Origin of the sequence: Mucilaginibacter gracilis (assembly GCF_003633615.1) — a bacterium.
GTDB classification, from domain to species: domain Bacteria; phylum Bacteroidota; class Bacteroidia; order Sphingobacteriales; family Sphingobacteriaceae; genus Mucilaginibacter; species Mucilaginibacter gracilis.
Window position 1 is genome coordinate 2,140,070 of the sequence record NZ_RBKU01000001.1, and the last position, 14,652, is coordinate 2,154,721.

At 42.2% G+C, this 14,652-nt stretch carries 9 protein-coding genes, 2 tRNA genes and 2 rRNA genes; 8 read left to right on the forward strand and 5 right to left on the reverse strand.

What is annotated here, in order from left to right; genetic code table 11:
• The first annotated feature begins 144 nt into the window (after window positions 1–144).
• From BDD43_RS09250 to BDD43_RS09260, 3 genes are all read left to right on the forward strand, one after another.
• A complete protein-coding gene (locus BDD43_RS09250; RefSeq protein WP_121197414.1) occupies window positions 145–354 on the forward strand; it encodes a PLDc N-terminal domain-containing protein in 210 nt (69 codons plus the stop codon).
• A 210-nt stretch (window positions 355–564) separates the two neighbouring features.
• A complete protein-coding gene (locus BDD43_RS09255; protein ID WP_121197415.1) occupies window positions 565–1,647 on the forward strand; it encodes a 3-oxoacyl-ACP synthase III family protein in 1,083 nt (360 codons plus the stop codon).
• A gap of 92 nt (window positions 1,648–1,739) precedes the next feature.
• Entirely contained in the window at window positions 1,740–1,931 is a 192-nt protein-coding gene (locus BDD43_RS09260; RefSeq protein WP_121197416.1) for a cold-shock protein, read from the forward strand.
• A gap of 79 nt (window positions 1,932–2,010) precedes the next feature.
• Here BDD43_RS09260 and BDD43_RS09265 read toward each other — a convergent pair whose 3' ends face one another.
• Entirely contained in the window at window positions 2,011–3,438 is a 1,428-nt protein-coding gene (locus BDD43_RS09265; RefSeq protein WP_121197417.1) for an ATP-binding protein, read from the reverse strand.
• 175 nt (window positions 3,439–3,613) lie between these two features.
• Here BDD43_RS09265 and BDD43_RS09270 point away from each other — a divergent pair, with 175 nt between their 5' ends.
• On the forward strand, window positions 3,614–5,287 hold the full coding sequence (locus BDD43_RS09270) for an ArnT family glycosyltransferase (RefSeq protein WP_121197418.1): 1,674 nt from the start codon (window positions 3,614–3,616) through the stop codon (window positions 5,285–5,287).
• A gap of 98 nt (window positions 5,288–5,385) precedes the next feature.
• On the opposite strand, the gene purN is transcribed toward BDD43_RS09270, so the two are convergent.
• The 4 genes from purN to BDD43_RS09295 form a co-directional block, all read right to left on the reverse strand.
• Window positions 5,386–5,964 carry a phosphoribosylglycinamide formyltransferase gene (gene purN, locus BDD43_RS09275; protein WP_121197419.1) on the reverse strand — a complete coding sequence of 193 codons (579 nt, stop codon included), beginning with the start codon at window positions 5,962–5,964 and terminating at the stop codon, window positions 5,386–5,388.
• A gap of 74 nt (window positions 5,965–6,038) precedes the next feature.
• On the reverse strand, window positions 6,039–6,566 hold the full coding sequence (locus BDD43_RS09280; RefSeq protein ID WP_147425597.1) for a lipocalin family protein: 528 nt from the start codon (window positions 6,564–6,566) through the stop codon (window positions 6,039–6,041).
• 187 nt (window positions 6,567–6,753) lie between these two features.
• The gene (locus BDD43_RS09290) at window positions 6,754–7,086 is read right to left on the reverse strand and encodes a DNA-directed RNA polymerase subunit omega (protein WP_121197422.1); all 333 of its coding nucleotides are present in this window, start codon (window positions 7,084–7,086) and stop codon (window positions 6,754–6,756) included.
• Window positions 7,087–7,107: 21 nt separating this feature from the next.
• Entirely contained in the window at window positions 7,108–8,028 is a 921-nt protein-coding gene (locus BDD43_RS09295) for an outer membrane protein assembly factor BamD (protein WP_121197423.1), read from the reverse strand.
• 1,289 nt (window positions 8,029–9,317) lie between these two features.
• On the opposite strand from BDD43_RS09295, the gene BDD43_RS09300 reads away from it, so the two are divergent.
• The 4 genes from BDD43_RS09300 to BDD43_RS09315 all read left to right on the forward strand — a co-directional run bounded on the left by BDD43_RS09300 (window position 9,318) and on the right by BDD43_RS09315 (window position 14,536).
• A 16S ribosomal RNA gene (locus BDD43_RS09300) occupies window positions 9,318–10,839 on the forward strand.
• Between the two features lie 302 nt (window positions 10,840–11,141).
• A tRNA-Ile gene (locus BDD43_RS09305) sits at window positions 11,142–11,216 on the forward strand.
• Window positions 11,217–11,306: 90 nt separating this feature from the next.
• Window positions 11,307–11,380, forward strand: a tRNA-Ala gene (locus tag BDD43_RS09310).
• 278 nt (window positions 11,381–11,658) lie between these two features.
• Window positions 11,659–14,536 (forward strand): 23S ribosomal RNA (locus BDD43_RS09315).
• The 16S and 23S rRNA genes sit together here with 2 tRNA genes alongside, the layout of an rRNA operon.
• Window positions 14,537–14,652 lie beyond the last annotated feature (116 nt).

The window sequence follows — 14,652 nt, forward strand, 5'->3', positions numbered from 1 at the left end:
CAATTTTGCCAATGCGCAATGATGTAACCATTAGGTTATCGTTAAATTATAAATTAATACAAAATTAAATGATTGGCATCGGTGGGTATTGTTTTATGCCTAATTATGGCATGGTAATAGCTGTATAAAAGTTAAACATTAGTAATGGAAACCAGTTTTTCGTCTGTGCTGCTTAATATATTTTTTGTTGCGGTTTTAGTATGGGTGGCGGTATTGGTTATTGCCCTGGTTAGCTTGGCAAGGCGTAACGATATTTTTATGCCGGTAAAAATATTTTGGTCGGCGGTTATTGTTTTTGCGCCCCTGGCAGGCTTGTTAGCATACTTGGTTTATGGCCCCAAAAGGCGCGTTTAGGCCTTTTTTTTGGCTTTATAATACCGTATACCATTCTGGTTTTAATGTTAAATTATTCATTTATTCTTTAAAATACCATATTTTATGCTTACGTTTATTTAATTAATGATGTGCGTGTTTTATTTAAGCCAATTAGTTTTAACCTTATAAATCTGGTTACTTGTTATTCAAAAACGCCATTCCTGATAATTAAATTTGTTGTATTAATACATGAATAATACCATTAAAACCGTAATAGCCGCAACCGGAAGTTATATTCCTGAAGTTGTAATTACGAATGCCGATTTTTTGAATAGCCGTTTTTTAGAGAAAGACGGAACCCCGATTGTTAAGGACAATGCAACAGTTATAGAAAAGTTTAGGGAGATAGCTGGCATTGAAGAGCGCCGCTATGCACTGCCCGATCAAAAAGCATCAACGCTTGGTTATCTGGCCGCTAAGGATGCGCTTGATAGTTCGGGCATTGATGCCGAAACATTGGATTACATTATTGTTGCCCACAACTTTGGCGATGTGGCCCACGGCAGCAACCGCAGCGATATGGTACCGTCGTTAGGCTCGCGAATTAAGCATTTGCTGGGAATTAGAAATCCTGATTGTGTAGCTTACGATTTGCCTTTTGGTTGCCCCGGTTGGTTACAAGGCGTTATACAGGCCGAATATTTTATCCGTTCGGGCGATGCCAAACGTTGCCTTGTAATTGGTGCCGAAACACTATCACGCGTGGTTGACCCGCACGACCGCGACACTATGCTTTACAGCGATGGGGGCGGAGCCGTAATACTTGAAGCAGCAAGCGGTGCAGCCGAAGGAATATTGGCACACAAAACCCAAACACACTCCATAGAACATGCTATGCTGCTAACCATGCATAACCCTGTTTACGATTGCGGCGGCGAAAAAAACGATTTGTTTTTAACCATGAACGGGCGTAAACTGTACGAATTTGCTTTAAGCAACGTACCACTGGTAGTGAAAATGGCTTTAGAAAAAGCAGGGGTACACCTTGCGGAAATAAAAAAAGTGCTTATTCACCAGGCTAATGATAAAATGGACCATGCTATTTTACAGCGTGTGTTTAAATTATATGATATGGAGTGCAACGATATTTATGGCATTATGCCCATGACTATATCAAAGCTTGGAAACAGCTCTGTAGCAACCGTACCTACGTTATTAGATCTTGTTTTGAAAGCGAAAATGCCTGGTCATCAAATTAATAAAGGTGATAAAGTTGTGTTTGCATCGGTTGGTGCCGGCATGAATATTAACGCAGTTGTATACCAGTTTTAAATTGTTTTACTCACGCGCAAATTTATAAATTAGTGAATGTCAATTAATAGTGTTAGCTTGCGCACTTATTAAAACATTAAAAATACAATACAATGCAAAGTGGAACAGTAAAATTCTTCAATGGAACAAAAGGTTTTGGATTCATCGTACCAAGCAATGGCGATAGCGAAATTTTTGTTCATTCTACAGGTTTAATCGACCCGATCCGTGAAAATGATTCGGTAGAATACGAAGTAGAAAAAGGCAAAAAAGGCCTGAATGCGGTAAATGTGAAAGTTGTTTAATTACATATCATCATAAAAATCGTTGAGCATCCGCCTAAAGCGGGTGCTTTTTTGTTTTATGAATACTCCTAACCGCACCCTATTGGCTTTTTAAGGGTAAGCTAAACCAAAAAGTTGAGCCCTGGTTCTCAGTGCTTTCAACACCTATTTTGCCGTTGTGCAGTTCAATTATCTGCGCACAAATAAACAATCCTAAACCAAGTCCCTGGAAATTTTTTCGCGATTCTCCGTCAGCGCGATAAAACCTTGCAAAAATTTTATCGATTTCTTTTTGCGGAATTCCAATGCCTTTATCATGTACCATCACTTTAATTTTATCGCCTTCAACTTGAGATGATACATTGATCTCGTCGGCATCGGGCGAATACTTTATAGCGTTTGATATTAAATTGATTATAACCTGGCTTATGCGTTCCCTATCGCCCAAAACACTGGCATTGTCATTAAGGTTAGTGCTTATTACATGTTTTTTAGTGGTTTGCTGTAATGAATCAACAATTTCGGTAACAAGCATGTTAAATTCAAACGGCCTGACGTTGAGCACCAACTTTTTTTGCTGCAGGCTGGTAACATCCAGCAGGTTGGTAACCATTTGTATAACCTTGCTTACCTGCATTTCAATTTTATTAATAATGCTCAACGATGTTTGGTCGGTGCCATCCTTAAAGCGGCTTTGTAGCACCTGGGTGTAGGCCTTTAAGCTGGTTAAGGGCGTTTTAAGTTCGTGAGACGCGATGCTGATAAAATCTTCGCGAATTTTATCGTCTGTAATACGGCTGTTTATATCTGTAAAATTAGCAATAATCGCGTTGATAGGACGCTCGCCCAATAGGTTTGTCATTTTACTTTCAATCCATATCCAGTGGCCGTTTTTGTGTTTCATTCGGTGTTGCATCGTAATATGCTTACCCGGGTGTGCCGCAAAGCGATAAAATTGCTCCTTTATTTCCAAGGCTTCGTTAGGGTGAAGTAGTTGCCACGAGGGTAGGTTGATAAATTCTTCGTCGGTATAACCTATAATTTTTTGTACCGATGGGCTGCAGTAGGTAATGTGGCCTCCGGCATTAATGGTGATGATGCCTTCGGAGCTTTGTTCAACCAGAGCTCTAAAGCGGAGGTCTTTTTCGCTATTAAGTGTAAAGGCCTTTGTTAAGGCGTTGCTTAACACTATTAATAAACCGCATTCTATTACAAATAGTAAAAGCTGAGCAATAGCTTCGGGGTTAGGGCTGAAGGCGTTATACGGAACAATAAAAAATACATTAGCCAACACGCCCGATAGTAGCGTAACCCCAATTGCCGGGCCCCTACCAAAATACCGGGAGGCAATAATTACAATGCCAAAATATAGCAAAAAAGGTGTTTGATACCCTACATAGTTAATAAACTCTATTTTAATAATGGTTACTAATACGGTAAGCAATAGCGGCACCCCGTACTTAATGTAAAAAGGCCCCTTTGCTACCGATGAATCATTATTAAAGTACAATTTTCTAAAGTCGGGCATAAAAGTAAACTTAACAGCAATTTTTTAAGGTAATAGTACGATATGAATGTAAAACTTTTTACAATTAATAAATCAAGATATTTCAAAATCGTTAATTTGATTATTGGCGGTGCTTTAGCAGCGTAAGCAAAATGTGGTTATCTTTACCATTGCTAAAATTAGCGCTTTACATCACATGGATAAAACTAATACGGCCAATACTAATAAATGGTTATACGCTTTTGTTGGATTGGCGGTTTTATTAAACTTTAGCGGACTGTTTGTTCCCATCATTGCGCCCGACGGTGCTTTGTATGCCGGTATTGCCAAAAGTATGGTAATGCGCAATAATTACATCGACTTATTTGCCGAAGGCCGAGACTGGCTTGATAAGCCGCATTTTCCGTTCTGGATGGCTGCTTTGTCATTTAAATGTTTCGGTTTTACAACCTGGGCTTATAAACTGCCGGCCATTTTGTTTTTGATGATGGGTGCGCGTTACACCTATTTACTTGCCCAAAATTTATATAACAGCGAAGTAGCTTTATGGGCGGTATTAATATTGTTAACTGCCCAGCATATTGTAATATCAAACCAGGATGTACGTGCCGAACCGTATTTAACGGGGCTAATTATTGCTTCGGTATATCACTTTTATAAGGCAAACATAAACAATGGCTTACTGCACCTGGTTATAGGCGCACTGTTTGCAGCCTGCGCTTTGATGACAAAGGGCATGTTTGCCCTCATTCCAATTTGTGGGGCAATTGCCGGAGAACTCATCATTAAGCAACAATGGAAACAGCTGTTTAGCTGGAAATGGTTGTTGGCGGCAGCACTCATATTAATTTTCATCCTGCCCGAATTATATTGCTTGCGCGAACAATTTGATTTGCATCCCGAAAAAGTGGTTTTTGGTCATCATAATGTATCGGGCATCCGATTCTTTTTTTGGGATAGTCAGTTTGGCCGCTTTTTTAATACCGGCCCCATAAAGGGCCATGGCGATATCACCTTTTTTATCCATACCACGTTGTGGGCCTTTTTACCCTGGTCATTACTGTTATTCGCAGCAGTTTTTCAGTTTTTTAAGCGTAATGCAAAAAATGTGCAGGGTGCCGAATGGTACTGTATCAGCGGTTTTTTGCTTACCTTTTTGGTGTTTTCGGCATCAAAGTTTCAGCTTCCGTTTTACACCAATATCATTTTCCCATTTTATGCAATTATAACAGCCCAATATTTATTAGGTGTGGTACAAGCCAGCAGCATAAAAGCTATTAAGGTAGTACAAACGGTAATTGTTGCACTGCTATTAGCATTGGTTGTGGTTTTGCAATACTTTTTCCGCTCAAATTTTGTTAACTGGTTGGTAGGCTTTGTGCTGCTTGGCCTGGTTGTTTTGCTAATTGTACTGCCCATGCGGCTTACGCTGCTGGGGTACCAAAAAGTTGCCATATGTACCTTGCTTGCCGCTTTTATAGTTAACCTGTATTTAAACCTGGTATTTTATCCGGCTCTGCTAAAATATCAATCGGGCAGTGAGGCTGCTGTGTGGATTAATCAAAATAATCCGGAAAAATTGCCTGTTGTACAATGCATCCATGTAAATGATTATGGCTACCCGTTGGAGTTTTACCTTAACCAGCCACTTTACACCGTTGACGAAAACGGAACCGGTACCTTGCCGGCTAAACCCTTTTTAATGTATGCATACCCTAACAATATAGCATTTTTAAAAACAAAAGGCTGGCAAATAAGTCCTGTTAAAACTTTTGAAAGGTATTGGATAACACGCCTAAAACCTGCTTTTTTAAATGCCAAAACCAGGCAAAGCACCCTCGAACAAGTTGATTTAGTATTGGTGAAGTGAACAAGTAATTGTTAGGTCAAATTGTATTAACGGGTGGCAAATTCATACCGTCTGTAAGTCCAATTCGTTTCATGAATATAAAAACGTGGTAGCTTGTATTACGACTTCATTTTTTTGAGCAGGTTTTCTATAACCTTGGCAAAATGAGTGTGCTCCAATTGTTGTCCCTTAAATTTTATCATTTCCAGGTCGTCGTCGGGTTCTATTTTAAACTTGGATTGGTGTATCATCTCCCCTTCGTCAAAATGCTCGTTCACAAAATGAATGGTAATGCCCGATTCTTCTTCCTTTGCAGCCAATATAGCTTTATGAACCCTATCGCCATACATGCCCTTACCGCCGTATTTTGGCAGTAATGACGGGTGGATATTAATTATTTTATTGGGAAATGCCTGTAGTAACGATTGTGGTATGAGCCATAAAAAGCCGGCCAGTACAATAAGGTCAATTTGTAGGTTTTTTAGCAGGCGTATAACATCATCACTATGGTAAAACTCTTGTTTATCAAAAAGATGCGACGGGATTTCAAAGTTATCGGCACGCTGCAAAACGTAAGCTTCGGGGTTATTGGTTAAAATAAGCACCACTTCGGCAACGGAGTTGTTTTTAAAATGCTCCATAATTTTTTGAGCATTTGAACCAGAGCCGGAAGCAAAAATAGCGATACGTTTTTTCAAGTAGTTTGGTGTTTAGATATACTTGTTAAATATAAAAATGGATATTTCTAAGATATGCATTTTTGTTAATATTATTAATTACTGCAAGTTGTACAATGTACAAAGGCATAACGCGTAATTACCCGTCTTGTTTTTGATGTATAATAAGGGCTGGTATCGCCGGTTTGTAAAACAAAAGAATACTGCCCCAAATTGATGATTTGAGCGTTTGTAAACACCGATGCAGGCTTTGTAACTACAACACCTTTGGCAGTATCCTGTGCGGCCAGCGTGGTTTGTAATATCAAATCGTTAGAGGCTAATTGCCATGTGCCTGCCGAACTTTGGGTAATACAATGGTAATTGCTGTATGTGCAGGAGTTGTTGTTGTTAAACTTAAAAAGTTGGTTAAGGCCGCAATTAGTATTTAGGGTATCGGTTCTTTTAAGCGTATCGCCAACAAAGGTTTGTGTTTGTACTGCCGCTAATTGCCATGTTCCGTTGGTTAAAAAATAGGCAACGGTGTCGCTGTTATCTTTTTTGCATGAGTTAACCAGCAAAGTGCCGCATATTACCGCCAGCAATAAAAAAAAAGGAATTTTGTATTTTATAAGTAAGCGCACACTTCAAAAGTATAAAAAACCTGCCGTAATAACCGGAGGCGTCTGGTTATTATTTCAAAATCACAAGCAGTTGGCGGCTCATTTGTTTGCCCCGTATGCCAAATGGTACTTATGTAATTAACAAAAAACCCGGTAGCTTGTTACAAAGCAGCCGGGTTTTTGGGTTAACAAACCTTAATTATAAGGTTTATTGTTGCTCTTTAGCAGGGTTACGGTAGTAAACCTTGTTCTCTAAAAACTCCTGAACGGCTACTAATGATGCTTTAGGCAATCTTTCGTAGTGTTTAGATATTTCAATCTGCTCGCGGTTTTCAAAAATCTCTTCCAGGTTGTCGTTAGATGAAGCAAATTCCGAAAGTTTTTGGTGTAACTCTTCCTTAACGTTGTTTGATATCTGGTTAGCTCTTTTGGCCATAATTACGATCGATTCGTAAATATTATCAGTTTGCACATCCAGTTCACGCAAATCGCGGGTTATGGTGCTGCTTGCCACAGTTGGCTTGTTGGTAACGTTTGTCATTTCTATTGGGATTTTACTTTATTACTTCTTTTTTGTAGTAGTATCTTGTTGTGCCTGTGGCGATAATTTGTACTTTTCGGCTTGTATCTTTTTGTACAAACGTTCGTTAGTAGCCGCCTCGGCTAAATAGCGCCTTGTGGCAATAATGCCCTGCTCGCTTTGTTTTTTTAATTGTTCAGCATCTTTTAAATACTTGCTGGTTGGAAATTTCTCGGTAAACTGCTGGCTATAAGTAATAGCGGTATTGTAGCGATCTTCCTGTTTTACTTCAAAACTGTTTTTAGCATACAAATATTGTGCCTTAACGGTTAAATATTCCATTTCTTCGGCATATTTGGTATCCGGATAATCGCGCAGCGAGTTGCCGAATGCAATAACCGCCGATTGATAATCGCCGATAGTTAAATAAAGCTTGGAGTTATTGTATGATTTTGTTTCAAGCTTATCCCTTAAATTTTGTATCAGTTTGCTTGCTTCGGCTACGCGTTCGCTCTTCGGGTATAAATTGATAAATAACTGCATGGCATCAATAGCCTTTTGCGTATTTTCCTGATCGAGCGAAAAATTTGGCGAATCGAGATAGTAGCAATAGGCCGACATGTAGCGGCACTCCTCGGTACGGCTGCTATTAGGATAGCTATCGGCAAAAACCTTAAAGTGGTACCTGGCCGATGTAAAATCTTTCAAATAGTAATTGGTATACGCATAGTAATAGTACAATTCTTCGGCGTCACTTTGTCCGCGATAGCGTTGTACCAGGTCATCAAACAATTCCAGCGCCTTGCCAAAATCTTTTTTATGGTAGTATTTAATACCTTCCTGGTATTTTTTAGCGTTGTCGTTACTGGCTTTAAGTCTTTCAAACTTGCTTTTGCAACCTGCAACAGCAATAAATAGCACAATTAATAGGCTGCCAATAAGGGCTTTTTGTTTTTTAAACATCCTGCAAAGATATATCAATAATGTAAATCAGTCAATTATTTATTTCGGTGCAATATAAAAGGGTTTTTTTACATAAAATTCGCCAAAACTAGCATTTAACATTTTTTAACGCTAAGGCATAAAAACTGCAATTTGTAGGCAGCACCGAGATTTATGTAGCACAGCTATTTGTTCATCTTGCTGCCATTATTATAACTGGCTTTCCCTCGGTCTTGCGTTATACTATAATATAGGTTGTTAAACTTACCTCTATTAGTGCAACAACATTAATCTGTGCTCTTAAAAGCATCCCAACAAAAATATGCATTAATTACACACAAGCCAGCTTTGGTGTACACTATATATACTGTATATCAAACAGGCGGGTATACCTATATAGAGTATGCTCAACATAAGCCGGTAGCTACTAAACGTAAAGCCCATTATATAGGTATAGCTACATAATTACACAATAGCCCAGCTTTGGTATACAGTATATATAGTATACAAGAGTGGCCTATGAACTTAATAGCCCATTATCAGGCCGAAATACGTGTACAAGTCATGCATTTTATTAGTTTCCCAGCAATTAGTTGGCAGGGAGCATGGTAGATGTGTATTAATTTAAAAATGAATAGTATTGATAATGAATGGATTGGTTTAAATAGTAGAAATAAGGACAAAATAGGTTGCATGTTTGAGAAAAGTAAGTACCTTTGCAACCCGCAAACGAAATAGCGGAAAGTTCTTAAAAAAGCAGGCAAGGAGTTAAATTAAAGCAGTTTATGCTGTGTAGGTTTAACAAAGAATAGTTTAGCGGTTGCTACAGAAGAGATGTAGAGAGGTTAAAAACGGAGACAAATTTTTTATCAAAAAAAACATTTGATAAAGATGAAAAAGATTCTTACCTTTGCAACCCGCAAACGAGGTGATAAAAAGGCCGAGTGATTGTGAAAAGGAGAAAAAAAATAAAAATTTATTTTCTTTGAAATAACAAAAAGGTTCTTACCTTTGCAGTCCCAAAAGAAACGAAGGTTTCGGATGGTAAAAAAAGAAGATACCGGAAGCGATTTCCGGGATTAAATAAAGCAGAAGATTTAAGCCTTACGGGGTTATAAATATAAAAGGCGAAGCGGGAAGCGGAGCCGAGAAAGTTCTTTAAGAGGAAGTAATAATGAATGTAGCGGAGTAGAATTCGAAAGGATACTACAAAGCGACAAAAAGGATAGCGAGAGATTATCTGTATAAAGATATATAATACAGAGATTCTACAAATAATAAAGTAGGGTCACGATTAAAACTTAAAATTTACAATGGAGAGTTTGATCCTGGCTCAGGATGAACGCTAGCGGCAGGCCTAATACATGCAAGTCGGACGGGATTTGGGAGCTTGCTCCTGATGAGAGTGGCGCACGGGTGCGTAACACGTATGTAACCTACCTTATCCAGGGGGATAGCCTCTCGAAAGAGAGATTAAGACCGCATAACATTACGACTCAGCATTGAGATGTAATCAAATATTTATAGGGATAAGATGGGCATGCGGGACATTAGCTAGTTGGCGGGGTAACGGCCCACCAAGGCGACGATGTCTAGGGGATCTGAGAGGATGACCCCCCACACTGGTACTGAGACACGGACCAGACTCCTACGGGAGGCAGCAGTAAGGAATATTGGTCAATGGGCGGAAGCCTGAACCAGCCATGCCGCGTGCAGGAAGACGGCCCTACGGGTTGTAAACTGCTTTTGCAGGGGAATAAACCTTCGTATGTATACGAAGCTGAATGTACTCTGAGAATAAGGATCGGCTAACTCCGTGCCAGCAGCCGCGGTAATACGGAGGATCCAAGCGTTATCCGGATTTATTGGGTTTAAAGGGTGCGTAGGCGGCCAATTAAGTCAGGGGTGAAAGACGGTAGCTTAACTATCGCAGTGCCTTTGATACTGATTGGCTTGAATGGACTAGAGGTAGGCGGAATGTGACAAGTAGCGGTGAAATGCATAGATATGTCACAGAACACCAATTGCGAAGGCAGCTTACTATGGTTTAATTGACGCTGAGGCACGAAAGCGTGGGGATCAAACAGGATTAGATACCCTGGTAGTCCACGCCCTAAACGATGAACACTCGATGTTAGCGATATACAGTTAGCGTCTAAGCGAAAGCGTTAAGTGTTCCACCTGGGGAGTACGCCCGCAAGGGTGAAACTCAAAGGAATTGACGGGGGCCCGCACAAGCGGAGGAGCATGTGGTTTAATTCGATGATACGCGAGGAACCTTACCCGGGCTTGAAAGTTAGTGAATGATTCAGAGACGGATCAGCTCTTCGGAGCACGAAACTAGGTGCTGCATGGCTGTCGTCAGCTCGTGCCGTGAGGTGTTGGGTTAAGTCCCGCAACGAGCGCAACCCCTATGTTTAGTTGCCAGCACGTTAAGGTGGGGACTCTAAACAGACTGCCTACGCAAGTAGAGAGGAAGGAGGGGACGACGTCAAGTCATCATGGCCCTTACGTCCGGGGCTACACACGTGCTACAATGGATGGTACAGAGGGCAGCTACCTGGCAACAGGATGCAAATCTCTTAAAGCCATTCACAGTTCGGATCGGGGTCTGCAACTCGACCCCGTGAAGTTGGATTCGCTAGTAATCGCATATCAGCAATGATGCGGTGAATACGTTCCCGGGCCTTGTACACACCGCCCGTCAAGCCATGGAAGCTGGAAGTACCTGAAGTGCGTAACCGCAAGGAGCGTCCTAGGGTAAAGTCGGTAACTGGGGCTAAGTCGTAACAAGGTAGCCGTACCGGAAGGTGCGGCTGGAATACCTCCTTTCTGGAGCAGATAATCGCTCCTCGCTACTTTATAGCGCACGCTGCATTCATTATTTATTTTCTTTTTATAAAAAAACATTTAGTATCTGGTATCGAGTATCAGGTATCAAGTATTGCGGAGATATTGAAAGATGTCTTGCTACTTGTTACTAATTACTTGGTGCTGTTACTATAAGAAACACCCAAAAGACAAGCCAATTGGTGGCTGTAACTTAAATGTAAGGTACAGGACTAAGTGGCAGTAGCAGTAGCAGCAGCACAGGCAAACCCTGCCCACTGCAACTGTAAACTGCGACTAAAAATAGTCCGGTAGCTCAGTTTGGTTAGAGCACTACACTGATAATGTAGGGGTCAGCAGTTCAAATCTGCTCCGGACTACACTTTTGAGTTGCAGTAGCAGTAAAAAGTAGCAGTAATAACACTGCCACTGCCGCTAAGCACTGCAACTGATAAAGAAACTTGCCTTAAGGGGGATTAGCTCAGCTGGCTAGAGCACCTGCCTTGCACGCAGGGGGTCAACGGTTCGAATCCGTTATTCTCCACGCTGCTTGAAAGAGTCAAGATGCAAGAATCAGGAAGCAAGACAAAAAGTCTTGGTTCGTGGCTCTTAACTCTTGCTTCTGCGAAGCAAAACGTTCTTTGACATATTGGAAGAAGTAATTGAAAAAAGAGAAAACAACAGTAGAGACGTTGTTTGGCTTTAGAAGTTTACGGAATCAAAGGTAAAAAGGTAGTAATACCAATGAGCTGATGAACAAGTGAACCGATAAACGAACAACAATCAAAAAGCATACTATACGAGCAAAAGGCGTATAAGTAGAAGAAAGTAAGAAAGGGTACACGGGGGATGCCTTGGCTCTCAGAGGCGATGAAGGACGTGATAAGCTGCGATAAGCCGCGGGGATTGGCAAATATGAATTAATCCGCGGATTTCCGAATGGGGAAACCTGGCCGTTTGAAGAACGGTCGTATAAATACGCAAACCCGCTGAACTGAAACATCTAAGTAAGCGGAGGAAGAGAAAACAATAGTGATTTCCTGAGTAGTGGCGAGCGAAAGGGAAGAAGCCCAAACCGGTTATGTTACGGCATAACCGGGGTTGTAGGACCACAACATGAATATTAAAATGAATCTGAACAGGGTGGGAAACCTGGCCATAGAGCATGAGAGCTGCGTAAGAGTAAGTAATAATAGGATAGTGGTATCCTGAGTACCGCGAGGTCGGAGACGCCTTGTGGGAATCTGCCGGCACCATCCGGTAAGGCTAAATACTCCTGAGAGACCGATAGTGAACCAGTACCGTGAGGGAAAGGTGAAAAGAACCCCGAACAGGGGAGTGAAATAGAACCTGAAACCGTGTACTTACAAGCGGTCGGAGCGGACTTGTTCCGTGACGGCGTGCCTTTTGCATAATGAGCCTACGAGTTACTCCTCTCTGGCAAGGTTAAGTGATTAAGTCACGCAGCCGAAGCGAAAGCGAGTCTGAATAGGGCGTGCAGTCAGAGGGGGTAGACGCGAAACCTTGTGATCTACCCATGGACAGGTTGAAGGTGCCGTAACAGGTACTGGAGGACCGAACCGATAAACGTTGAAAAGTTTCCGGATGATCTGTGGGTAGGGGTGAAAGGCTAATCAAACTGGGAAATAGCTCGTACTCCCCGAAATGTTTTTAGGAACAGCCTGGCGGTTGAGTTATATAGAGGTAGAGCTACTAATTGGGTGCGGGGGAGTCAAATCCTACCAAATCCAGATAAACTCCGAATGCTATATAATATACGCTGGAGTGAGGCTCTGGGTGCTAAGGTCCAGGGCCGAGAGGGAAAGAACCCAGACCATCAGCTAAGGTCCCTAAATTACCACTAAGTTGAACTAACGAGGTCCGATTGCACAGACAGCTAGGATGTTGGCTTGGAAGCAGCCATTCATTTAAAGAGTGCGTAACAGCTCACTAGTCGAGCGATCGGGCATGGATAATAAACGGGCATCAAGTGGTATACCGAAGCTATGGATTTGCAGCAATGCATCTGGTAGGGGAGCATTCTACTGTCAGCGAAGCAGATACGTAAGTTACTGTGGAGATTGTAGAAAAGCAAATGTAGGCATAAGTAACGATAAGGCGGGAGAGAAACCCGCCCACCGAAAGACTAAGGTTTCCTGATCAACGCTAATCGGATCAGGGTTAGTCGGGGCCTAAGGTGAAGCCGAAGGGCGTAGCCGATGGACAACTGGTTAATATTCCAGTACTTTTTATAACTGCGATGCGGTGACGGAGTAGTGACACTGACGCGAACTGACGGAATAGTTCGTTAAATGCCGTAGGTATAGGAGACACAGGTAAGTCCGTGACTCTTGCTTAAAGCAGATAGTACTCGGAACCTTCGGGGGATGGGATAGTTCAGGTAATCAGACTTCCAAGAAAACCCGCTAAGCTTCAGGTTATAAAAACCCGTACCGTAAACCGACACAGGTAGTCGAGGAGAGAATCCTAAGGTGCTCGAGTGAATCATGGCTAAGGAACTCGGCAAAATGGCCCTGTAACTTCGGGAGAAGGGGCGCTGGCAGTAATGTCAGCCGCAGTGAAAAGGCCCAGGCGACTGTTTAACAAAAACACATGGCTTTGCAAAATCGAAAGATGACGTATAAGGCCTGACACCTGCCCGGTGCTGGAAGGTTAAGAGGGGATGTTAGTCGCAAGGCGAAGCATTGAATCGAAGCCCCAGTAAACGGCGGCCGTAACTATAACGGTCCTAAGGTAGCGAAATTCCTTGTCGGGTAAGTTCCGACCTGCACGAATGGTGTAACGATCTGGGCGCTGTCTCAGCCATGAGCTCGGTGAAATTGTGGTATCGGTGAAGACGCCGGTTACCCGCAACGGGACGGAAAGACCCCATGCACCTTCACTATAGCTTAACATTGACATCGGGTACAGGATGTGTAGGATAGGTGGGAGACTGTGATCTGGCTTCGCTAGGAGTCAGTTAGTCAACGTTGAAATACCACCCTTTCTGTATTTGGTGTCTAACTCTGCAATGTGGAGAACATTGTTTGGCGGGTAGTTTGACTGGGGTGGTCGCCTCCAAAAAGGTAACGGAGGCTTTCAAAGGTAAGCTCAATACGCTTGGTAACCGTATGCGGAGTGCAATAGCATAAGCTTGCTTGACTGTGAGGCAGACAAGCCGAGCAGGGTCGAAAGACGGATATAGTGATCCGGTGGTTCTGCATGGAAGGGCCATCGCTCAAAGGATAAAAGGTACGCTGGGGATAACAGGCTGATCTCCCCCAAGAGCTCATATCGACGGGGAGGTTTGGCACCTCGATGTCGGCTCGTCACATCCTGGGGCTGGAGAAGGTCCCAAGGGTTGAGCTGTTCGCTCATTAAAGTGGCACGCGAGCTGGGTTCAGAACGTCGCGAGACAGTTCGGTCCCTATCTGTTGTGGGCGTTGGAAGTTTGAGTGGGGCTGACCTTAGTACGAGAGGACCGGGTTGGACTAACCTCTAGTGAATCTGTTATGGCGCCAGCTGTACTGCAGAGTAGCTACGTTGGGAATAGATAAGCGCTGAAAGCATCTAAGTGCGAAACTAGCCACAAGATGAGACTTCCATTGAGGGTCGTAGGAGACTACTACGTTGATAGGTTACAGGTGTAAAGGTGGTGACATCATAGCCAAGTAATACTAATAACCCGAAGCTTTCTCATAGCAGGTATTTATGGTTCATTAGTTCATTGGTCATTAGTTGATTGGTCTTAGCAATAAGAGCAGATTACAAATGAACAAATGACTAATGAACCGAAACACAAAGCTGTTGTTTTCT

Bases quoted from the DNA above. Each gene is read 5' to 3' on its own strand.
- BDD43_RS09250 (WP_121197414.1), top strand. From the start codon at position 145: ATGGAAACCAGTTTTTCGTCTGTGCTGCTTAATATATTTTTTGTTGCG.
- BDD43_RS09255 (WP_121197415.1), top strand. From the start codon at position 565: ATGAATAATACCATTAAAACCGTAATAGCCGCAACCGGAAGTTATATT.
- BDD43_RS09260 (WP_121197416.1), top strand. From the start codon at position 1,740: ATGCAAAGTGGAACAGTAAAATTCTTCAATGGAACAAAAGGTTTTGGA.
- BDD43_RS09265 (WP_121197417.1), bottom strand. From the start codon at position 3,438: ATGCCCGACTTTAGAAAATTGTACTTTAATAATGATTCATCGGTAGCA.
- BDD43_RS09270 (WP_121197418.1), top strand. From the start codon at position 3,614: ATGGATAAAACTAATACGGCCAATACTAATAAATGGTTATACGCTTTT.
- BDD43_RS09290 (WP_121197422.1), bottom strand. From the start codon at position 7,086: ATGACAAACGTTACCAACAAGCCAACTGTGGCAAGCAGCACCATAACC.
- BDD43_RS09295 (WP_121197423.1), bottom strand. From the start codon at position 8,028: ATGTTTAAAAAACAAAAAGCCCTTATTGGCAGCCTATTAATTGTGCTA.